Genomic DNA, 19,799 nt, shown 5'->3' with positions numbered 1-19,799 from the left:
GTGAGCGACCGCGACCGGACCACCCCCGGTGAGGGTGACGGCGACAACCCCTGGGTAACGCGCACAACGCGCGCCTCGGGTCCGGTCCGGGCGCCATGGGAACGGGCCAGTCGCTTAGCGGAACAGCCCGACGACGAGATCACCGGCAGCCACGGCGGCGGCGGCGTCACCGTCGCCGAACTCATCGCCCGGCTCTCCGGTGGCGCGGTCCCGCCGGCGACGGCCATCGAGGCACCCGCGCCCTCGGCGCCGGCGGCGCCAGTCAAGCGTCCGCAGCCGCCGCGGTCCGCACCGAAGCCCGAGCCCGTCGCCCCGGCGCCGATCCCGGAACCGGCGGCCGAGGAGCCGGTGCGAACCGCCCGCCTTCGGCCCGAATCCGATCCCGTCACAGAGGTTTTCGGCGCGCCGCTGGCCGAACCCGTCGAACTGCCCGAACGGCCGCGAGCCGTGGTGCGCACCGACGTCCGGAACTACATCGACAATCCGGAACGGCCGACGCATGCCGACGCTCCCCCACCTGTCGATCATCACACCCGTCACCGGTTCGCGGTGGCCGGCCGCATTCTCATGGCGTTGGCGGCCGTCATCGCACTGTCGATGACCGGCGCCGCCTGGCAGTGGCAGAACATCAAGAACAACAACATGAACCGGGTCTCGGCGCTGGACCTCAACTCCCGCGACATCGTCGACCCCAACGCGCAGTTCGGTGACGAGAACTTCCTGATCGTCGGCGTGGACAGCCGCTACGGCCAGAACGCCGACATGGGCGCAGGTACCACCGAAGACGCGGGCGGCACGCGCTCCGACACGATCATGCTGGTCAACATCCCGGCCAACCGCAAACGTGTTGTGGCAGTGTCGTTCCCGCGCGACCTGGCCATCAAGTCAACGCAGTGCGAAGCCTGGGATCCGAAGACCGGCGGCTACGGCCCCATCTACGACGAAGACACCAAAAGCTATGGGCCAGACCAGGTTTACACCGAGACCAAGCTGAATTCGGCGTACTCGTTCGGCGGGCCGAAGTGCCTGGTGAAGGTGATCCAGAAGTTGTCCGGCCTGTCGGTGAACCGGTTCATGGCAGTCGATTTCGCCGGCTTCTCCAAACTCGTCGACGCCGTCGGCGGCGTCGAGGTCTGCAGCAGCACGCCGCTCGAGGACTACGAGCTGGGCACCGTGCTGGAGCACTCCGGGCGTCAGGTCATCGACGGCCACACCGCGCTGCAGTATGTCCGCGCCCGCCAGGTCACCACCGAGGTCAACGGCGACTACGGCCGGATCAAGCGCCAGCAGATGTTCCTGTCGTCGCTGCTGCGGTCGATGATCTCCAAGGACACGTTCTTCAACATCGGCAAGCTCAACAACGTCGTCAACCTGTTCATCAACGACTCCTCTGTGGACAACGTCACCACCAAGGACCTGGTGCAGCTCGGCCAGTCCATCCAGGGCGTCAGCGCCGGCCGCGTCACCTTCGTGACGGTGCCCACCGGCGTCACCGACTCCGAGGGCAACGAACCGCCGCGGGTCGACGACATGCGCGCACTGTTCGACGCGATCATCAACGACGATCCACTGCCCGAGGAGCGCAACGCCGACAAGACCCCGGTGCCGTCCACGTCGGCCGCGCCCAGCACCAACGCAGCCGCACCGGACGGCGAAGACGTCAACACCACGACGACCGACCCGAGCCAGGTGACGGTCCGGGTATCCAACTCGACCGGTCAGGACGGCCTGGCCGCGACCGCGACCAAGGAACTCGAGCAGCAGGGCTTCACCGTCAACTCGCCGGACGACTACCAGGGCCAGGTGACGTCGACGACGGTGTTCTTCTCGGCAGGGCACGAACAGGCCGCCGCGACCGTGGCGTCCACCTTGCCGGGCGCCCACGTCGAACGGGTGTCTGGCCTGGGAGACGTGGTGCGGGTGGTGCTGGGGACCGATTTCACCGCGGTGGGAACCCCGGCGGCCAGCGGCTCAGCAGCACAGATGCGGGTGACCCACGGCAGCCTGTCCGGAGAGCCCACCAAGCTGCCGGAAGACCTCAGCATCACCAATGCAGCCGACACCACGTGCAAATAGCATCTGACCTGTCCCATTCACCGGCCGTTCATTGCCAGATCACGGCATGTCCAAGGGCCAGAAAGTAGTCTGGAGCCCATGCGTACCGCGTACCACGAGCAGCTTGAAGGCCTGACCAACCGCCTGGGCGAGATGTGCGGACTGGCCGGCGTTGCCATGGAGCGCGCGACCCAGGCCCTGCTGCAGGCCGACCTGGTGCTGGCCGAGCAGGTCATCTCCGATCACGAGCAGATCGCCACCCTGAGCGCCCACGCCGAGGAGCAGGCCTTCGTCCTGCTGGCCCTGCAATCCCCGGTTGCCGGTGACCTGCGGTCCGTCGTCGGCTCCATCCAGATCGTCGCCGACGTCGACCGCATGGGCGCGCTGGCGCTGCACGTCGCCAAGATCGCCCGGCGCCGGCACCCGCAGCACGCGCTGCCCGAGGAGGTCAACGGCTACTTCGCCGAAATGGGCCGCCTGGCAGTCGAATTGGGCAACACCGCGCAAGAGGTACTGCTCACCCAGGACCCCGAGCGCGCGGCCCGCATCCAGGAAGAAGACGACGCGATGGATGACCTGCACCGTCATCTGTTCAGCGTGATGATGGACCGCGAGTGGAAGCACGGCGTGACCGCGGCGGTCGACGTGACGCTGCTGAGCCGCTTCTACGAGCGCTTCGCCGACCACGCCGTCGAGGTCGCGCGCCGGGTGATCTTCCAGGTCACCGGCCGTTTCTCCGACGACGACGGCCTGCCGACCATCCACTAGCCCTGCTCGGCGGGTACCAGCCGCACCCCGTCCCGATCGGCCGCCAGCAGGTCCTGCAGCATCTTCGCCAGTACCGACAGTTCCGCCGCCGGATAGCGCGACAGGAAGTGGTGTCGGCCGGCGTCTATCTCGTCGTGCATGCGCTGGTGTACCTCGATGAGGGTTTTTCCGTCCTCAGTGGGGCTCAGCTGCAGTTCTTTGCGGTTGCCCGGCACCGGTGAGCGGCTGACCAGACCGGCGTCGACCAGGCGCTGCACATGCTTGGACACCGTGCCCTTGAGCTGATCGGCGCGCGCCGCCAGGCCCACCACGCTGATCGGCCCTTCGGCGAGCTCCGCCAGCAGGTGCAGGCTGAGGGTGGGCAGCTCACGCACGGTGCGTTCCAGCCGCGCAGGGCAGTGTTCGGCGAGGAAGTCCCGTTCGGCATCGCTCTCGTCGGTGTCGAACTTGTCCCCGACCGCCGTCACCAGTGCACTGATCTCGGTGATCAGCGCCGACTTGGTTTTCACGGAAACCATCTTGCCATCCCGCCGGCACGCGGCATATAGTTTCCGAAGAAACTATTTTGAGGAGCGCACATGAAGGCAGCGGTCGTGCACGAGTGGGGCCAGGAGCCCCGGTATCTGGACTTCCCCGAACCCCAGCCACGCGAGGGCGCCGTCGTCGCCGACGTGGAGGCGTCGGCGCTGACCAACCTCAGCCGCATGCTGATCATGGGAAAGCACTACAGCAGCAAGGAAATTCAGCTCCCCGCCATCGCAGGGGTCGACGGTGTCGCCCGCCTCGATGACGGCTCCCGCGTCTACACCGCGTCGCTCGCCCCGTACGGACTGATGGCCGAACGCACCCTCGTCGACCCCGGCGACGCGGTCCCGGTTCCCGAACACGTCGACTCGGTCACCGCCGCCGCGGTGCCCAATCCCGGCATGTCGGCGTGGATGAGCCTCGACTACGCCGCCCAGACCAAACCCGGCGACCACGTGCTGGTCCTCGGCGCCACCGGCGTCACGGGATCGATTGCCGTGCAGTTGGCCAAGTTCGTGTTCGGGGCGGGACACGTCGTGGTCGCCGGCCGCAACCCTGAGCGACTGGAGTGGCTCCGCACCGTCGGGGCCGACGACGTCATCGCGCTCGGAACCGACGATCTCACGGAAAGCGTTGTCGCCCAACACTCGGCGCGGCCGTTCGACGCCGTCATCGACTACCTGTGGGGCACGTCCGCACAGCAGACGCTCGACGCCCTGGCCGCCGCGCATCCGTCGGCCCATTTCCACGCCACGCGGTTCATCCAGGTCGGTTCCATGACCGGTGCGAGCATCCAGATCGACGCTGCGAACTTGCGCAGCACCGGAATCACGCTCCAAGGCGTGGGTATCGGCAGCGTCCCGCCCGAGGCGCTGCAGCGCGCCCGCACCGAAGGTCTGCCCCGGATGTTCGCGATGCTCGACTCCGGCGAACTGCATCTGACCACCGTTGCCCGCCCGCTCGCCGACATCGAAAACGTCTGGGCGGCAAAGGAACCCTCCGGCACCCGAGTCGTCATCACGCCGTAGAGGTCGTTCGACTTGCCGGATAGGGCGGACAAGTCCCTGAGTTCAATCGCGGCGGGAAGATGCCGGCGGTGATTGAACTCAGGCACCTCTGCCAGCCTGAAAACGTACTTGTGTTCAATCAGGGCCGCTGGGCCGCATGGTGATTGAAGCCACGTACTTCTGTCACTGGGCTCCCGTCGAGCTGTCGCGCCGCTGCCCGTTGGGACGTGAGCACGATTCAAAAGTGCTCCCCAGAACCAACTTTCAGTCCAGCTCGTGGGGAGCACTTCATTTGCGGGCGTCTGCCCGCGAAAAAGGCGACCTAACCGAAGCGGCCGGAGATGTAGTCCTCGGTGGCCTTCTTGGACGGGTTGGAGAAGATCTTCTCGGTGTCGTCGATCTCGATGAGCTGCCCCGGCTTACCGGTGGCCTCGAGATTGAAGAACGCGGTCTGGTCGCTGACGCGCGCCGCCTGCTGCATGTTGTGCGTGACGATCACAATCGTGAAGTCCTGCTTCAGTTCTGCGATCAGGTCCTCGATGGCGAGCGTCGAGATCGGATCCAGCGCCGAGCACGGCTCATCCATCAGCAGCACGTCGGGCTGCACAGCGATGGCCCGCGCGATGCACAGCCGCTGCTGCTGACCGCCGGAGAGGCCACCACCGGGCTTTTCCAGCCGGTCCTTGACCTCATTCCAGAGGTTGGCGCCCTTGAGTGACCGCTCGGCGACCTCGTCGAGCGTCTTCTTGTTGCGCACGCCCTGCAGCTTCAGGCCGGCCACCACGTTGTCGCGAATGGACATGGTGGGGAACGGGTTCGGGCGCTGGAACACCATGCCGATGGTCTTGCGCACGCCGACGGGGTCGACGCCGGGGGCGTAGATGTCGTCACCGTCGAGCAGGACCGAGCCCGTGGCGCGAGCGCACGGGATCACCTCGTGCATGCGGTTGAGGGTGCGCAGCACCGTCGACTTTCCGCAGCCCGACGGCCCGATGAACGCAGTCACGCTGCGCGGCTCCACCGACAGGCTGACGCTCTGCACGGCGTGGAACGAACCGTAGTAGATGTTGAGATCTTTGAGATCCAGACGCTTGGCCATTATCCCGTACTCCTGCTCAAACTTTCTTCGGGGCAAAGAACTTGGCGCCCAGCCGCGCTGCCACATTCAGCAACGCGATGAGCAGCACCAGGGTCAGCGCCGCGCCCCACATCCGGTCGGTGGGGACCTCGTTGGCGCCGGCACCGGCGCCGATCTGGTCGTACATCATGCCCGGCAGCGAACCCATGAAGCCGCCGAACATGTCGAAATTCATGGCCTGCGCGTAGCCCACCAGGACCAGCAGCGGGGCCGTCTCGCCCATGACGCGGGCCAGCGACAACATGATGCCGGTCACGATGCCCGATATTCTTTCGCTACTTTTTTCTGTTGTACACATCATCGCTTGTAGCATCGAACGTACACTTCAACAGCTATATCGTGCCTTGATCCGTCTACAACAGCACCAGGGGCGACGTGTGTCGCTCCTTGAGCACCGCTTCAAGCAAGACCGTTTGACTGAGGCGGCGAGCAGCGCCGTCTATGACCGAGGGCCAGCCTTCACCTTCAGCTCGTCAGTGAACGCCGATTCAGCCGTGAAACCCGTTGAGCGCCAGCATGGTGAGGCGTTCAGCTCGGGACGTTCATCTGGAGGAACTTATGGTCGAGGCCAGCGAGCCGATGCGCCACGTTGACGATGTCGAACTGACCCGATCCGAGCGGCGCTCGTGGCTTGTCCATCGCCAGCTCGCTACAGACCTAACCGAATCGTCACTCGGCGATTGGGCATTGACCATCCTCGCCAACATCGCACGCTTGCGCACCGGTGTTCACGGCCAGCCTCACATTGCGAACCTCGACTGTCGGCAACGCATCGTGGAGAGCAACGATCTGGCGGCACTGCGCCTCGCATTGATTGGCCTGCATCGCCACGCAATCGAAATGCGTGAAGCGTCACCGATGGGCGGCTTACTCCCGGACGAGGAGCGCCGTGAAGCGTTGGGACACAACGAATGAATGCGTCCGACCGATCTACGGGACTGTGATGTTGCCAGGCTCGCCGGTGATCCGGACGAACGTTTCTCGCTGGCGCGTAGTGAGCATGTCGACTGTGCATTTCTCAACCACGACCGCCCACCACAGAGTCTGGTTGACCACGCAATTGGGGCAGGTTCGTGGGCTGATCACGCCGAATGTGCCCATTTTCGGCGGGTAGTCCCAGCCGGCTTCGTGGGCCGCTTCGGGCGTGAGGTGTTCTTCGATACCGCACACTTCGCAGATGTGGCGCAGTATCACGTATCTGGCCACATCGACGACGGCTCGGCGACTGGATACTGCACGTTACGTGGCAACGTTCTCCTCATCGAAATACCGAAACAGCTGACGTTTCATGTGCTTTCATCATCGTCGCACCCTAGCCGAAGCGATGGAATACGCCCGTCCCGCGATGATCGTGGAGGGCACGCCGCCGGAATAGCGCATGGTACAGCCGATTACGACGGCGTTTGCGAAGAATCAGAAATGAGCGGCTGCAGCGCAGCAAGTATTAGCGCTTGGCGGCTCGCGTGTCCATGCTTCTTCGCCAAGATGCTGAGCGCAGCACCTTCCGCCGGTAGAAGCCGAAGGGTCACGGTATCGGTGCGCTGTCGCGTTTCCGATCCACTGCGACCCCTCTTTGCACTGGCACTATCCGGCATTCGTTACTTCCCTCTCATTCGCGACCCGGCAAAGTATAGATCTCATGCCAAGCTAGCTTGGCAGACCTTTGGTGGTGCGATGCTGCTACTTGGTTGGGTGCCGAAACCGCGAGATCAGTCCGACCCAGAACGCGTTGCAGAGTGGGCCCGGGCTCGCGCCCTTGTGGGACAGCGGATCCGCCAAGTGCGTACCCGTCGCGGTCTAACTCAGGAAGCTCTGGCACTACGCTCCGGGTTTTCGCGAAACCTGCTGGTCGACGTGGAACTCGGCAAGAGCGGCCTGCTCTATGAGCGCTTGTTCGATCTAGCCGCCGCCCTTGAAGTCTCGCCCCATGAGTTTCTGATGGTCGGCGACGGCGCCGTTGTTGAACTGGAACTGCCCCCGGCGGAATAACTCGCGCTTCGATGCTCCGGCAGTCGGCCGACTCGGGCAGCCGCGGCGTGGGTGGGTCGTCCGCGGTTGTCCGGTGGCTATGCCGGATTCCGTGCGCAACTGCTCTCGATGTGCCTGAGCAGATACTGCCGGTCGGTCAGGATGTCCAACAGGTACACCATCGGCACCAGCACGATGTCGGAGGGCAGTCGCCCACTGTGCTCGGCGAGGATTTCCGCGTTGCTGTTGAAGCCGTGGGTGGCGTTGCGCCTGGCGTTCCACAGCGTGGTGAGCCGCGACTCGGTAGTGGCGTCCGCGTTGAGGCTTTCGACGAAGAACTCGTCGGCGACGTGTTCTGCCGCGGCCAGAGCACGGTGGGCGGGCTCCATGATGAGTTGCCTAATACGTTGGGGCACATGCTGTTCTATGGCAACGATACGCTTGCGGATGCGGGTGGGAGTCATGAGCTGGCCGATGCCGCTGCTCCTGATCAAGCTGTCTGCGAGCATGTCCATCGCCGGGAACAGCAAGGTCAGTTGGGCCGCTTGATCGCGAGGGTGACGCAGTATTGCCGCGATACGCACCAGGAGCTGTTCGAAGTTGAGCATCCATCGTTGGTGCGCTTCGGGCACGTAGAAGCCGTTACTGTTGACGTAGGTGGTCGGTGAGTAGAGGTCGACGATGGCGTTGTTGATTCGTGAGGTCCACCAGTCCACCGCCTCTGAGAACACTGCCTTGTGCATGGTGGTTTCGTGTTGGAGTCCGGTTGCGAACTCGCGGCTGGCGGTGAAGTGGGTAAGGGGTTGAAGAGAATCCAGGCCGTCGCGGCTGGCGCCGTCGCTTCGTCCACCGATCAGCCGTCCGAAGGTGTAGATGATGACCTGGCCGATGCGCGGGGCTCCGATGCCCCACATCAGCGGGGATTGGTTGCCCAGCAGCGGGGCGAAGTAGAGGCCGCCAAATACGCTGCCCTCCAGCAGGGCTCCGGAGGACTGGAAGACCTGCTCGAACGAATTCGTTCGGGAAGCGGCGATCACCTCGGACAGACTGTGGCGCTTGAGGAGGAGGAACACCTGGGGGAGTTTGGTCCAGCGGTAGACGCTCTCGCTGATGCGAATGTCGTGGACCGAATGCCGAGGAAACAGCGGCTCGGTCGTGCCGTCCTCGTTCTGCAGCGGCATGGCCGCGAGCATGTTGCTGCCCCATCTGATCGCGGTGGGTACTTGGTCGTCGGGTACTGCAATGAGTGTCTGGACGATCCGGTCGAATCGCGAAGGCAGCGTTGGGTGTTCGTCAAGGAGTGCGGCGAGCTGTTCGAATCTGCCGGCCAGTTCGGCCGGCACGCCGCCCGGCACCGAAGGCTCCGGTGCCGTTGAGACATCGAATCTGCTGCGCTTGAGCGCCGGACCGTGCAGCGTCTGTCCCGCGACCAGCGTTGCCGCAGGTGCGGCGATGTCCCAGACGGTCTCAGAGGGCGATGGGCGACCGGTGATGCGCAAGCCCAAGTGCTCAATGAACCCCGCCGGGTCGCCGCCAAACATCTGAGCGGGCACATCGATCTTCACGGGACCAGCACCTGTGGCCACGCGTTGACGGGGGCCTGCATCCAGTCCCGTTCGGTGGGCGGTTTGCGACGCTGCGGCACCCAGATTTCATATCAGGACGCACTCCGGCTTCTCGGACTCTTGGGGTATCCAACGGCCGTGTCGGAGGGCGGCTGCGCCCCTGCGAAGACCGCCGCCCGCGGCAAGCTCAACGTGCGTTGGTCATCGGTGCGGGCGCTTTCTCGGTTCTTCGGGATCCGGCGCGCCGAGCACCGCCTCCGGATTCATCCGCAGTGGCTCAGATGTTGCCCACTCCCATAGCGTGACGTACTCGCCGCCGTCGATTCTGCCGATGCGGCCCTCACCGATGATCCGTGCGGCGTCGGCGGTGTTGATCTGGTCGTATCGGCGGCTGCGGTCGATCAGGAAGTCGACGCTCATCGGCTTGTTGTAGACGAAGGCGTCGACGTTGGGGATGTAGCAGAACAGTCTGCCGTCGCGCTCGGCGACCAGAGCGATGGTGCGGTCACCGTCCTTGGCGAGGTAGAAAACGACGCCCGTCGGTTCGGTACTCAGCGGCCGTACCACGGATAAGCCCGCGCGGCGCGTACCGCCGCGTCGATATCACCGCCGCCGCGCAGCCAGGCCAGAGTCGATTGAGCCCGGCCACGGACAAGGTCCGGTTGCGGCGTGTACAGAAAGCCTTCGATCGCTACCGGACGTAGGTCAGCTGGCAGCGCGGCCAGCACGTCAGCGAGGCCGCTGATCTGACGGATCGGCCGCCAGGCCACGATGTCGATATCGAATTGGGCTGCCGGGAATCGCCACGACTGCCCATCCGAGACCGCCCAGAGCTGGCGTGCCATCCGCATGTGGTGGACCTGGGCATAGTTGAGCTCCAGTCCTGCCGCGACGTCCTGCGCGGTAAAGGCGCTACCCGTGAGCCGCTGCTCGTGCCCAGCCGCCGGCAACTGAAGGCGGGCATACTCGGCCACGCGCTCGAACTCGTCGTCGGTCAGCTTATCGACATAGAAGGCCATTTCCACGCAGTCCCAGTCACCACGGATCCAGGCGTCGGTGGCAACGCCATCGACACGAGCGACGTCACCGAAGGTGTAAGACCAGCTCAACAGACTCTGCATCATCTCGTCGGTGCTGATGATGCCGGCGGCACGCTGCTCGATGGCCTCGGCCGGCGTCACGAAACTCGCCTGACGCGACGAGTTTCGTGCGATCGCAGGCAATTTTCGTGCATGGCTCACACTCCAGGCCCCATGACGTCTCGATGCTGACGCATTCTAGTTCTCCATCGCGGTCGCCCCGGTGGCCTTCGGTGCTGATCCATCGCCACGGCCGCACACGGTCGAGCGCATGCCCGGGAGGCGTTGGCCGTTCGTGTGGGTCGCGCTGCTCGGGTTTGGCGTTAGGTGAGTTTGTTCACGGCGGCAGCCACTTTGGATTGAAATTCCGGGGGCAGCGGGATGTAGCCACTCTTGGTCAGGTCGGTCTGCCCGACGGTCGTGGTGGACTGCAGGAACGCCTTGACGGCCTTGCCGACCTGGGCGTCGGGGTTCTTGGAGCAGACGATTTCGTAGCTGGCCAACATGATCGGGTACACGCCCTTTGTCGTGGTGTTGTAGATCGCCGAGAGGTCGACGGTCAGGTCGTCGCCGTTGCCGGTGATCTTGGCGTCGGCGAGGGTCTTGCCGACCCAGTCGTCGCCGATGTGGACGATGCCGGCAGGTGTTTTGATGTCGGCGGCGGCCATGTTCTGGTTGAGGGCATAGGACCATTCGTTGTAGCTGATGGCGCCTTCGGTTTTGGCGACCGCCGCTGAGGTGCCTTCGTTCCCGGCTGCCCCCTGGCCGGTGCCGCCGTGAAATGCCTTGCCCGCGCCCCGGTTCCACACGCCGCCGGAAGCGGCCTGCAGGTACTGCTGGAAGTTGTCGGTGGTGCCCGAGTCATCACTGCGGTAGACCACGTGGATGTCTTCGGCGGGCATCTGCCCGTTGAGCGCGGTGATGGCCGGATCGTTCCAGCGGGTGATAGCACCGATGAAGATCCTGGCGATGGTGGGCGCATCGAGGGTCAGCACGTTGACGTCCTTGAGGTTGAACGTCACCGCCAGAGGCCCGAAGACCACGGGCAGGTTCCACGCGTCCGCGCCGTTGCACCGCCCTTTGGCAGTAGTGTATTCCTGGTCGCGAAGCGGAGAGTCGGATGCGCCGAAATCGGTTTTCCCGGCAACGAATTCGCGGACGCCAGCGCCTGATCCGTTGGAGGTGTAGGTCAATGTCTGGCCGGGGCACGCCTTCTGGTAGCTGGCGATGAAGCGGGTCATCGCGTTGGCTTGCGCCGTGGAACCGCTGGCCACCAGGCCCTGTTTGCCTCCGCAGTCAATGGTGGCGTTCTGCGCGTAAGGCTGGACCGGCGTCCTGGCGCATGAGGACAAGCCGAGGGCAGAGACGGCGATCAGGCTGGCGATAGCACCAGCTTTGGCGGGGTTCATCAACATGTCGACTCCTCGATCAGGTACCGGTTGGTGGATTGACGCGCCGAGCGCGCGGCACCGCGTCGGTGGGCATCGCGGTGGGCATCGCGGTGAACGGGGCGGGTGACGCGTGGCCGGTGCAGCCGCCTAACGGGATTAAGGCCTGCGAGTGAACAACGTCGAGCACACAGGCCGGCCAATGCGATGCTGCCCGCTGCCCCGATCACCCATGAACGGCCCGCAGCCCCCGTGCCGCTGCACCACCCCGATAATTGCTCAACCATCATTGAGTCAATATTCACTGACATAGCTACCGGGTCAAGACGCAGCAGGTGCGCACCCGACAGTGTCATGCAGCGTTCATCACGCATACCCTCGGTCGTCACCAGCAGCCGACCTGCCGCGACGCATCAGCCGCGCTCGGTTGAATGTCCGCAGCAAGAACGCCGTGGTTGTCGCTGCGCGTGGTTAGGCTCCGGCCGCTGCGAACAGATCTGGAGCGCGGACCACCAAGGGCGAGATTGGGCACATCTCGCGACGCGCGCCCATCAATCACTAAGTGCCCGAGAGCATTTCGCCATAGAACCACTTCGAGCGATCCGCAGGTTCACTTCCCTGGACGTCGAATCTCGTGTGCGCAAGCTACGCGATTGACTACGAACGTTGAAAATAGATGGATATTGTCAAGCTCGTCAAAAGCGTCGGAGCATCTCACTACGCTCGGGACATGATCCACAAACACCACGAGTGGCTGACCGATGTGAACGACTCGATCGTCAGGGATTACGAGCGCGAGCAGAAGATGGCCCAGACCAAGGGGCGCACCCAGGAGACGGGGCACGTAGTCGAGTCACTCTGGGACGTCGTACTCACCGATTGGCTGCCGCCGCAGTACGAGGTTGCGAAGCGGAAGTACATCTTGCTCGAAAACGACGAGGGTACGTCGCTCCCCAAGGAAACCGACGTCGTTGTCTATCACCCTCACTATCCGGAGAAGATGCGAAAGAAGAACTACATTCTTGCCTCGGGTGTAGCTGCGGCTTTTAGCGTCAGGCGCACCATCGGGCGAAACGACATTGAAGAGGCCTACAAAGAGGGCATCGCGCTCCGTCGGGGGATACGGATACGTGGAGACGGCCTGCAGTCCTATCTGATACCGCCTGTGTTCTACGGACTGCTCGCCGAATCCCATAACTGGAAGAACCCAGGCAGCACACCGAAAGACAACGTCAAAGACATCACCAACGAGTTCGATCGAGACCTGGTGCTGTCGCCGCGCGAGGGGCTCGATCTTCTGTGCGTAGCCGACCTAGCGACCTGGGGCCGGACAACTGCGGTACTGCCTGAGCGATTTATCGCGCGGCAGAAATGGCCGGAAGAAGCAATGATCGCTTTCACGGGAAGCGCCCAGGCTCAATCGCTTGTCTTGTCGGGTATGCGGCACGACTATGAGCAGACGACCCTGTCGCCGTTGACCAACTTCATCGGCCTGTTGTGGAATCGCCTGGCGCTCAACGACCCAACTCTCAAACCGTTGGCAGACGGCCTCCGCATGACCAAGACGGTGGAGACCAAGGGTGGTCTCAATACCGGGCCCGGTCCATACAAACTCGCTGATGTCGCCCCAGCGACTATTGCCGATCGATACCGCAACAGTGAGCCGTGGTCCTACTAAGGCCGGGTGCCCGCCAGGAAGGCCGGCCTCAACGTCGTCCTTGCCGAGGTCCACGTCGCAGGCGTTCATGAACTGTTCGCTTGGCAGGCGGTATCGATCTCTGTCAATATCGATGAATGTCGAATTCACCGGCAGGGGTCGACGCTGACGCCTGCTGCGAAACCACATCACTTCTTCGCGAGCCGCTGACCACAGCGGCTGCCACGGAGATGGCAGTCAAACTCAAGGCATTGGCCGATCCGGTACGACTGCGTCTGTTCAGTGCAGTCGCCACCCGCGCTGGCGGCGAGGCGTGCGTGTGCGATGTCTCCGACGGCCTTGACGTCGGCCAACCCACGATTTCGCATCATCTGAAGGTCCTCCGCGACGCCGGCCTGCTCACATCGCAACGCCGGGCGTCATGGGTGTACTACTCCGTGGTCCCCGAAGCCCTGATCGGCCTGTCCGCTTTCTTCGCCCCCATCGACATCGACGTTTCCACCGAGGTGACCCTGTGACCGATACCGCCCCCAGCCCCGCCGACGCGCATGTGATGGGCAAACTTTCCACCCTGGACCGATTCCTGCCGCTGTGGATCGGTATCGCGATGGCTGCCGGCCTGCTGCTGGGCCATTGGATTCCGGGCATGAACACCGCGCTCGAAGCGATTCAGGTGGACGGTATCTCCCTGCCCATCGCGTTGGGTCTGTTGATCATGATGTACCCGGTGCTGGCCAAGGTCCGCTACGACCGCCTCGACACCGTCACCGGTGACCGCAAACTGTTGATCAGTTCACTGCTGCTGAACTGGGTACTCGGCCCGGCGCTGATGTTCGCCCTGGCCTGGCTGCTGCTGCCCGACCTGCCCGAGTACCGCACCGGCCTCATCATTGTCGGCCTCGCCCGCTGTATCGCGATGGTGATCATCTGGAATGACCTGGCCTGCGGCGACCGCGAAGCCGCCGCCGTGCTCGTGGCCTTGAATTCGATCTTCCAGGTCGTCATGTTCGCCGTCCTGGGCTGGTTCTACCTGTCGGTGCTGCCGGGCTGGCTCGGGCTGGAACAAACCACGATCGACACCTCCCCGTGGCAGATCGCCAAGTCGGTGCTGATCTTCCTGGGGATTCCGCTGTTGGCCGGCTACCTGTCGCGGCGTCTGGGCGAACGCGCCAAGGGCCGGCAATGGTACGAGACCAAGTTCCTCCCGACCGTCGGACCGTGGGCGCTGTACGGGCTGCTGTTCACGATCGTGATCCTGTTCGCGCTGCAGGGCGACCAGATCATCAACCGCCCGTGGGATGTCGCCCGGATCGCGCTGCCGCTGCTGGCGTACTTCGCGATCATGTGGGGCGGCGGGTACGTGCTCGGCGCCGCGGCGGGGCTGGGCTATGAGCGCACCACCACGCTGGCGTTCACTGCCGCGGGCAACAACTTCGAGCTGGCCATCGCTGTGGCGATCGCCACCTACGGCGCCACCTCCGGCCAAGCCCTCGCCGGTGTCGTCGGGCCACTGATTGAGGTACCGGTTCTGGTCGCGCTGGTTTACGTCTCCCTGGCCTTGCGAAAGCGGTTCAGCCACCACACGTCCCAGCATCTGCCCACCGACTCAGCGACGATTACGGAATCCGCATCATGACCGGCACCCCTGTCACCCACCAACTGCGCGACGACCTGTCCATCGACCAGAAGCTCGCCCTCAAGACCGCGGCGACCCGGCTGCGGACCGAGTTCGAGGACACCTTCGGGGTGGAGACCATCGAACGGTTCCTGCACACGTCCTATGACCAATTCGCCGGCCGGGCAACCATTCCCAACTTTCTGCCGCTGCTGGCCGAGCGATTCGCCCGCCAGCGCCTGCACGCTCTAGCCCGCGTGGAAGGCAAGATCGTCGACGGCAAACCCACGGTCCTGTTCCTGTGCACCCACAACGCCGGACGCTCTCAGATGGCGTTGGGGTACTTCACCTACCTGGCCGGTGACCGGGCGGTCGCCTGGTCGGGGGGATCCGAGCCCGGCAACGCGATCAACCCCGCGGCGATCGACGCGATGGCCGAGGTCGGTATCGACATCACCGGTGAGTACCCCAAGCCGTGGACCGAGGAGATCGTGCAGGCCGCCGACGTCGTCATCACGATGGGCTGCGGGGACGCCTGCCCGGTGTTCCCCGGGAAGCGGTACCTGAACTGGGAACTGCCCGACCCGGCCGGCCAAGGCGTTGATGCGGTGCGTCCGATCCGCGACGATATCGAAGGACTCGTCCGTCGGCTGCTCGCCGACCTCAACGTCACCACCACGGGCTGACCGCATGAACCCGACCCCGCACATCGCGGCGATGACGGCAGCTCATGCCGACGCGGTGCTGGCCATCTACCAGGAGGGGATCGATACTGCGGACGCCACCTTCGCCAGCACCGCCGGCGACTGGGCCGCGTTCGACGCAGGCCACCTATCCGAGCACCGATACGTCGCCTGTGACGACACCAGCACTGTCCTGGGATGGGTTGCCGCCGCGCCGATCTCATCGCGATGCGTCTACGCCGGTGTTATCGAGCACAGCGTCTACGTCACCGCCGCCGCCCGCGGCCAGCGCCTGGGCACCCGTCTGCTGCAGACCCTGATCTCCTCCAGCGAGAACGCCGGCATCTGGACGCTGCAGTGCGGCATCTTCCCCGAGAACACCGCCAGCCTGGCCCTGCACGAAACGGCCGGCTTCCGCGTCGTTGGCACCCAACACCACCTCGGCCAACACCACGGCCGCTGGCGCGACGTCACCCTGCTCGAACGGCGCAGCACCCGCACCGGCCTCTCACCCACACCACAGGACCCGACATGACCCAACCCCAAACACCCGCCGTGCTTTTCGTCTGTGTGAAGAACGGCGGAAAGTCCCAAATGGCCGCAGGCCTCATGCGCCATACGGCCGGCGACACTGTCGCCGTCTACTCGGCCGGCACCAAACCCGGCGGTGCAATCAACGCGCTGTCGGCACAGGTGCTGACCGAGATCGGCGTGGATATCACCGGCGAGAAGCCCAAACCGATCGACCCTGATCTGCTGAGCCAGGTTGATCTGGTCGTGACGCTGGGTCGCGAAGCCGTCGTCGAACCGGTACCGGGCACCCCGATCGAGAATTGGGACACCGACGAACCGTCCGACCGCGGCATCGACGGCATCGAACGGATGCGGCTGGTCCGCGACGACATCGCCGCCCGCGTCACGGAGTTGGCTTCCCGACTCACCGGCCACTAGGCCCGATCGGGCCATTGATCACGAAAATTGTTGACATGGACGGTGCTTCATCGCGGCAGCCGCCGTCTGGCAATCCCTTGATCGCACGCCCACTCCTGTGAGGAGCACCCTGATGTCTGACCGCCGAGTTGTCGCCATTGGTGGCAGTGATGCCGGAATCAGCGCCGCCCTACGTATCCGCGAACTCGACCCCACCACCGACGTCACCGTCGTAGTCGCCGACGCTTTCCCGAACTTCTCCATCTGCGGCATCCCTTACTACGTCTCCGGTGAAGTCACCCACTGGAGCAACCTGGCACACCGCACCGCGGCCGACCTCGCCGCCACCGGGATGCGGGTGCTCACCGACACCACCGCCACCCGGATCAACGTCACCGAGCACACCCTCGATGTCCTGGGCGCCGACGGCACACCCCAGCAGTTGGCCTACGACGCCCTGGTGGTCGGTACCGGCGCGGTGTCGGCCCGGCCTCCTATCGCCGGTCTGACCGGTCCGGATGCCCTCGGCCCCGCCGAGGGTGTGCACCTGCTGCATTCCATGGGCGACACCTTCGCGGTGATGGAATCCCTGCACAAGCGCGACCCGAAACGCGCGGTGATCATCGGTGCCGGATACATCGGCCTGGAAATGGCCGAAGCGCTCACCACCCGCGGTATCGCGGTCACCCAGATCGAAGCCTTGCCCGAAGTGCTGCCCACCGTGGACGCCGAGTTGGGCGCCCTGGTCCACACCGAGCTCGAGCGCCATGGGGTTGAGGTGCTCACCAGCACCACCGTGCAAGCGATCGGCCGCATCGATGCCGGCGCCCTGACGGTGACCGGCACCCACGATGGCGAAACCATCGCCCGCACTGTTGATTTCGTGCTGGTCGTGGTGGGCGTGCGCCCGGATGTCGAACTGGCAGCCGACGCCGGCGCCGAACTCGGAACCAAAGGCGCGATCGTGGTCGACGAGGCGATGCGCACCAATCTGCCCGACGTGTACGCCGCCGGGGACTGCGTCCACACGCACCACAGGCTGTTGGGCCTGACGTGGCTCCCGCTGGGCACCACCGCTCACAAGCAGGGCCGGGTCGCCGGCGAGAACGCCATCGGCGGCAACGCCCGCTACGCAGGCAGCCTGGGCACCCAGGTGGTCAAGGTGTTTGATCTGGTCGCCGCCCGCACCGGGCTACGGGAACATGAAGTCATTGCCGCGCAACGGGGTTGGACCCCGGCCACCGTCGCGGCCAGTCCCGACGATCACAAGGCGTACTACCCGGGCGCCACCCCGATCCACATCCGGATTACCGGTGACACCGCCAGCGGCGCGTTGCTGGGCGCTCAGCTGGTCGGGCACCGCAGCGCCGAGGTCGCCAAACGCGTCGACACCTATGCCACCGCCCTGTTTCACGGGATGACTATCGACGGGCTCAGCGAACTCGACTTGTCCTACACCCCACCGCTGGGCTCGCCCTGGGATGCGGTGCAGGTGGCCGCTCAAACCTGGACCCGTCACCAGCGCAGCGCCCTGGGCACGTCGGCGACAGCCTGATCGAGACGGTGCGTGGCAACCGAGTCAGGTTCGCCAGCGCCAGCCCGGTAGGGCCGCAAGTTTGGCGGCCCGATCGGCAGGCAGCCGGCCCGCCTTGTGCGCGCTCTTTTGGGTGTTCACCCACGCACCGAGTGGGTAGCCGTCGACGGTGTCGCCGCGACCAGGGGTGGCGGCGCCGTGCCGGCTGACGTAGGTGGTGAGGGCATCGAGACCCTCCTGCCAGCGGTCCTGCGTCGGTGTCCATCGCCACCCCGGCAGGGCGGCGAGCAGTTCGGCGCGGTCGACGGGCAAGGTGCCGTTGCGATGCTCGCGACGGCGGTGGGTGACCCACCAGCCGATGGGGTGGCCGTCAAAGACCGTCTTTTGCGGCGGGCACGCGTGGCCGGTCTCGGCGAGGTAGGCACGCAACACCCGCAGCCCTTCCTCCCAGCTGTCATGGTGGCGGCCCCAGCTCCAACCGGGCAGCGCTTCGAGCTCGGCGACGCGGTCAGCGAGCAGCGTGCCGGCCCGAAAATCTTCGCGACAGCGGTGCAGCCATTGGCCCAGCGGATAGTCCGCCAGTCGGGTGTCGCGCTGCACCGAGGCGAGCGTGTGGTGCTCGGCGATCCAGGCGGTCGCGGCGGCGATACCGTGGTCCCAGCGGGCTGTCTCGATGTCCCAGTCCCACTCCGGCAGCGCCGCCAGCAGCCGGATTTGCGGCGCGGACAGTTCCAGGCCGGTGAAGGCCTGGCGCTGTGCGGTCACCCAGGCGTGCAGGTCGACGCCGTCGACGACGGTGCCGGCCAGCATCCTCGTCGTGCCGGATTGGCGCGCGAAGGTCGCGAGCGCATCGTGCCCGTGGCGCCAACTGCCCGGACGCGGCGGCCCCCAGTGCCAGCCGGTGACCGCCTCCAGCGCAGCGAGGTGATCGAGGTCCAGGATCCCGTCCCAGTACTCGTCACGGCAGCGGGCGACCCACTTGCCCAGATCGATGCCGTAGGCGCGGATGTTCGGGCCGACGTCGGTGGTGCCGCGCTGGCTCTGATAGCGCTGCAGGGCGGCCAGGGCATCGTTCCAGTGCGGCGCGGTGTCCGGGACGCTCACGCGCACACAGACGGTGCCAGCCGGTAGCCAACCCCGCGGACGGTGCGGATGAACTCGCCATGTTCGGGATCGTCGCCCAGTTTCCGGCGGAGTCGTTTGACATGCACCGCAACAGTATTGGTGTCCGACGGGTGCCCCCACACCGCGCGGCTGATCTCTTCGCTGCTGGCGACTTTGCCGCGCCGCTCGATGAGAAACACCAGCAGCTCCAGTTCACGGTGGGTGAGCTGCACTTCGCGGCCCCGAACCTGGGTTTCGTAGCCGTGCCGGTCGACGTGGATCGGTCCGGCGACCAGGATCGCCGGCCCGGGTTCGCCGGTGAGGGCGAAGGGGGTAATCGCGGCGATGGCATAGGGCCGAGCGATCACCGCTGACGCGCCGGCCGCCAGCACCGGACGCGCCAGGTCTTCCTCGCCGGGCGCGGCACCCACCAGGATTGGCAGATCGGAGGTCGCGCGCACCGCCGAGGTGATGCTGGCGGCGGCGACGGTGGCGGTGCGGGCGGCCATGATCAACACATCCGGAGCGCCGGCGCCGACCGCCAGCAGGGTCTCAGCGCCGTTGCGGCACCAGGTGGTGTCGATCCCCGCTCGTGCGGCCTCATCCATCAGGTCCGCGGCGATGCGGGAGTCGACTTCACACAACACCAGGCTGCCGCGCGGCGCACCCAGTGCCGCGCGGTAGGTCCCCGGCTCCATCGGCGCGTTCGTTCGCCGCACCTCGATGGTCAACGCGTGCCGCCCACCCTTCCTGTGCCGCTGATGCCGCTCATGCCCCTACCGT

The 19,799-nt window shown here is 65.3% G+C and carries 20 protein-coding genes and 2 pseudogenes; 13 read left to right on the top strand and 9 right to left on the bottom strand.

Going from position 1 to position 19,799, the window contains the following annotated elements; all coding sequences use genetic code 11:
- Together ACJEIK_RS02845 and phoU are read left to right on the top strand one after the other, a co-directional pair.
- Entirely contained in the window at positions 1-2,076 is a 2,076-nt protein-coding gene (locus ACJEIK_RS02845) for an LCP family protein (RefSeq protein WP_409431011.1), read from the top strand.
- Between the two features lie 78 nt (positions 2,077-2,154).
- Positions 2,155-2,823 (top strand): phosphate signaling complex protein PhoU, encoded by a 669-nt coding sequence (phoU, locus tag ACJEIK_RS02840; protein WP_061002051.1) that lies wholly within the window; start codon positions 2,155-2,157, stop codon positions 2,821-2,823.
- Here phoU and ACJEIK_RS02835 read toward each other — a convergent pair.
- Entirely contained in the window at positions 2,820-3,332 is a 513-nt protein-coding gene (locus ACJEIK_RS02835; protein ID WP_409431010.1) for a MarR family winged helix-turn-helix transcriptional regulator, read from the bottom strand. The two genes, phoU and ACJEIK_RS02835, sit on opposite strands and share 4 nt — an antisense overlap.
- A gap of 69 nt (positions 3,333-3,401) precedes the next feature.
- On the opposite strand from ACJEIK_RS02835, the gene ACJEIK_RS02830 reads away from it, so the two are divergent.
- Positions 3,402-4,376 (top strand): zinc-binding alcohol dehydrogenase family protein, encoded by a 975-nt coding sequence (locus ACJEIK_RS02830; RefSeq protein WP_409431009.1) that lies wholly within the window; start codon positions 3,402-3,404, stop codon positions 4,374-4,376.
- A gap of 301 nt (positions 4,377-4,677) precedes the next feature.
- Here the strand turns inward: ACJEIK_RS02830 and pstB are convergent, their stop codons facing one another.
- Entirely contained in the window at positions 4,678-5,454 is a 777-nt protein-coding gene (gene pstB, locus ACJEIK_RS02825) for a phosphate ABC transporter ATP-binding protein PstB (protein ID WP_409431008.1), read from the bottom strand.
- A 16-nt stretch (positions 5,455-5,470) separates the two neighbouring features.
- Positions 5,471-5,761, bottom strand: a pseudogene (locus tag ACJEIK_RS02820) (phosphate ABC transporter, permease protein PstA); the annotation flags it as partial.
- 290 nt (positions 5,762-6,051) lie between these two features.
- On the opposite strand from ACJEIK_RS02820, the gene ACJEIK_RS02815 reads away from it, so the two are divergent.
- Entirely contained in the window at positions 6,052-6,408 is a 357-nt protein-coding gene (locus tag ACJEIK_RS02815; protein ID WP_409431007.1) for a hypothetical protein, read from the top strand.
- Between the two features lie 759 nt (positions 6,409-7,167).
- The gene (locus ACJEIK_RS02810; RefSeq protein ID WP_212814983.1) at positions 7,168-7,482 is read left to right on the top strand and encodes a helix-turn-helix domain-containing protein; all 315 of its coding nucleotides are present in this window, start codon (positions 7,168-7,170) and stop codon (positions 7,480-7,482) included.
- Positions 7,483-7,559: 77 nt separating this feature from the next.
- Here the strand turns inward: ACJEIK_RS02810 and ACJEIK_RS02805 are convergent, their stop codons facing one another.
- The 4 genes from ACJEIK_RS02805 to pstS form a co-directional block, all read right to left on the bottom strand.
- Positions 7,560-9,026 carry a hypothetical protein gene (locus ACJEIK_RS02805; RefSeq protein ID WP_212813405.1) on the bottom strand — a complete coding sequence of 489 codons (1,467 nt, stop codon included), beginning with the start codon at positions 9,024-9,026 and terminating at the stop codon, positions 7,560-7,562.
- Between the two features lie 201 nt (positions 9,027-9,227).
- Positions 9,228-9,593, bottom strand: coding sequence for a hypothetical protein (locus tag ACJEIK_RS02800; protein WP_212813408.1), 366 nt, complete (start codon positions 9,591-9,593; stop codon positions 9,228-9,230).
- The gene (locus ACJEIK_RS02795) at positions 9,578-10,267 is read right to left on the bottom strand and encodes a hypothetical protein (RefSeq protein WP_409431006.1); all 690 of its coding nucleotides are present in this window, start codon (positions 10,265-10,267) and stop codon (positions 9,578-9,580) included. The genes ACJEIK_RS02800 and ACJEIK_RS02795 overlap by 16 nt, the downstream gene beginning before the upstream one ends.
- 161 nt (positions 10,268-10,428) lie before the next feature.
- The gene (pstS, locus tag ACJEIK_RS02790) at positions 10,429-11,514 is read right to left on the bottom strand and encodes a phosphate ABC transporter substrate-binding protein PstS (RefSeq protein ID WP_212814984.1); all 1,086 of its coding nucleotides are present in this window, start codon (positions 11,512-11,514) and stop codon (positions 10,429-10,431) included.
- A gap of 655 nt (positions 11,515-12,169) precedes the next feature.
- On the opposite strand from pstS, the gene ACJEIK_RS02785 reads away from it, so the two are divergent.
- The 8 genes and pseudogenes from ACJEIK_RS02785 (at position 12,170) to ACJEIK_RS02750 (ending at position 17,933) form a co-directional block, all read left to right on the top strand.
- Entirely contained in the window at positions 12,170-13,171 is a 1,002-nt protein-coding gene (locus ACJEIK_RS02785; protein ID WP_212813414.1) for a DUF6602 domain-containing protein, read from the top strand.
- A 6-nt stretch (positions 13,172-13,177) separates the two neighbouring features.
- Positions 13,178-13,360 (top strand): hypothetical protein, encoded by a 183-nt coding sequence (locus ACJEIK_RS02780; protein WP_213020323.1) that lies wholly within the window; start codon positions 13,178-13,180, stop codon positions 13,358-13,360.
- Positions 13,288-13,668 carry a metalloregulator ArsR/SmtB family transcription factor gene (locus tag ACJEIK_RS02775; RefSeq protein ID WP_212813416.1) on the top strand — a complete coding sequence of 127 codons (381 nt, stop codon included), beginning with the start codon at positions 13,288-13,290 and terminating at the stop codon, positions 13,666-13,668. Before ACJEIK_RS02780 ends, ACJEIK_RS02775 begins: the two co-directional genes overlap by 73 nt.
- Before the next feature lie 35 nt (positions 13,669-13,703).
- Positions 13,704-14,744, top strand: a pseudogene (gene arsB, locus ACJEIK_RS02770) (ACR3 family arsenite efflux transporter); the annotation flags it as partial.
- Positions 14,745-14,782: 38 nt separating this feature from the next.
- The gene (locus ACJEIK_RS02765; protein ID WP_409431005.1) at positions 14,783-15,451 is read left to right on the top strand and encodes an arsenate reductase ArsC; all 669 of its coding nucleotides are present in this window, start codon (positions 14,783-14,785) and stop codon (positions 15,449-15,451) included.
- A gap of 4 nt (positions 15,452-15,455) precedes the next feature.
- A complete protein-coding gene (locus ACJEIK_RS02760; protein WP_071287810.1) occupies positions 15,456-15,983 on the top strand; it encodes a GNAT family N-acetyltransferase in 528 nt (175 codons plus the stop codon).
- Positions 15,980-16,399: a low molecular weight phosphatase family protein gene (locus ACJEIK_RS02755; protein ID WP_071287809.1), complete on the top strand. Its 420-nt coding sequence runs from the start codon at positions 15,980-15,982 to the stop codon at positions 16,397-16,399. The genes ACJEIK_RS02760 and ACJEIK_RS02755 overlap by 4 nt, the downstream gene beginning before the upstream one ends.
- 112 nt (positions 16,400-16,511) lie before the next feature.
- Entirely contained in the window at positions 16,512-17,933 is a 1,422-nt protein-coding gene (locus tag ACJEIK_RS02750; protein WP_071287808.1) for an FAD-dependent oxidoreductase, read from the top strand.
- 24 nt (positions 17,934-17,957) lie between these two features.
- On the opposite strand, the gene ACJEIK_RS02745 is transcribed toward ACJEIK_RS02750, so the two are convergent.
- A complete protein-coding gene (locus ACJEIK_RS02745; protein ID WP_071287829.1) occupies positions 17,958-19,016 on the bottom strand; it encodes a helicase associated domain-containing protein in 1,059 nt (352 codons plus the stop codon).
- On the bottom strand, positions 19,013-19,747 hold the full coding sequence (locus tag ACJEIK_RS02740; RefSeq protein WP_071287807.1) for a winged-helix domain-containing protein: 735 nt from the start codon (positions 19,745-19,747) through the stop codon (positions 19,013-19,015). The genes ACJEIK_RS02745 and ACJEIK_RS02740 overlap by 4 nt, the downstream gene beginning before the upstream one ends.
- Positions 19,748-19,799 lie beyond the last annotated feature (52 nt).

It is taken from the genome of Mycobacterium sp. SMC-16 (assembly GCF_046250085.1).
GTDB lineage: Bacteria > Actinomycetota > Actinomycetes > Mycobacteriales > Mycobacteriaceae > Mycobacterium > Mycobacterium phocaicum.
Note: the sequence above shows the minus strand (reverse complement) of the source record. Positions and strands in the feature narration are given on the sequence as shown.

What these genes read in the sequence shown, in the direction of transcription:
- phoU (WP_061002051.1), top strand. Translation starts at nt 2,155, where the DNA reads ATGCGTACCGCGTACCACGAGCAGCTTGAAGGCCTGACCAACCGCCTG.
- ACJEIK_RS02830 (WP_409431009.1), top strand. Translation starts at nt 3,402, where the DNA reads ATGAAGGCAGCGGTCGTGCACGAGTGGGGCCAGGAGCCCCGGTATCTG.
- pstB (WP_409431008.1), bottom strand. Translation starts at nt 5,454, where the DNA reads ATGGCCAAGCGTCTGGATCTCAAAGATCTCAACATCTACTACGGTTCG.
- ACJEIK_RS02815 (WP_409431007.1), top strand. Translation starts at nt 6,052, where the DNA reads ATGGTCGAGGCCAGCGAGCCGATGCGCCACGTTGACGATGTCGAACTG.
- ACJEIK_RS02810 (WP_212814983.1), top strand. Translation starts at nt 7,168, where the DNA reads ATGCTGCTACTTGGTTGGGTGCCGAAACCGCGAGATCAGTCCGACCCA.
- pstS (WP_212814984.1), bottom strand. Translation starts at nt 11,514, where the DNA reads ATGAACCCCGCCAAAGCTGGTGCTATCGCCAGCCTGATCGCCGTCTCT.
- ACJEIK_RS02785 (WP_212813414.1), top strand. Translation starts at nt 12,170, where the DNA reads ATGGATATTGTCAAGCTCGTCAAAAGCGTCGGAGCATCTCACTACGCT.
- ACJEIK_RS02775 (WP_212813416.1), top strand. Translation starts at nt 13,288, where the DNA reads ATGTCGAATTCACCGGCAGGGGTCGACGCTGACGCCTGCTGCGAAACC.
- ACJEIK_RS02765 (WP_409431005.1), top strand. Translation starts at nt 14,783, where the DNA reads ATGACCGGCACCCCTGTCACCCACCAACTGCGCGACGACCTGTCCATC.
- ACJEIK_RS02760 (WP_071287810.1), top strand. Translation starts at nt 15,456, where the DNA reads ATGAACCCGACCCCGCACATCGCGGCGATGACGGCAGCTCATGCCGAC.
- ACJEIK_RS02755 (WP_071287809.1), top strand. Translation starts at nt 15,980, where the DNA reads ATGACCCAACCCCAAACACCCGCCGTGCTTTTCGTCTGTGTGAAGAAC.
- ACJEIK_RS02750 (WP_071287808.1), top strand. Translation starts at nt 16,512, where the DNA reads ATGTCTGACCGCCGAGTTGTCGCCATTGGTGGCAGTGATGCCGGAATC.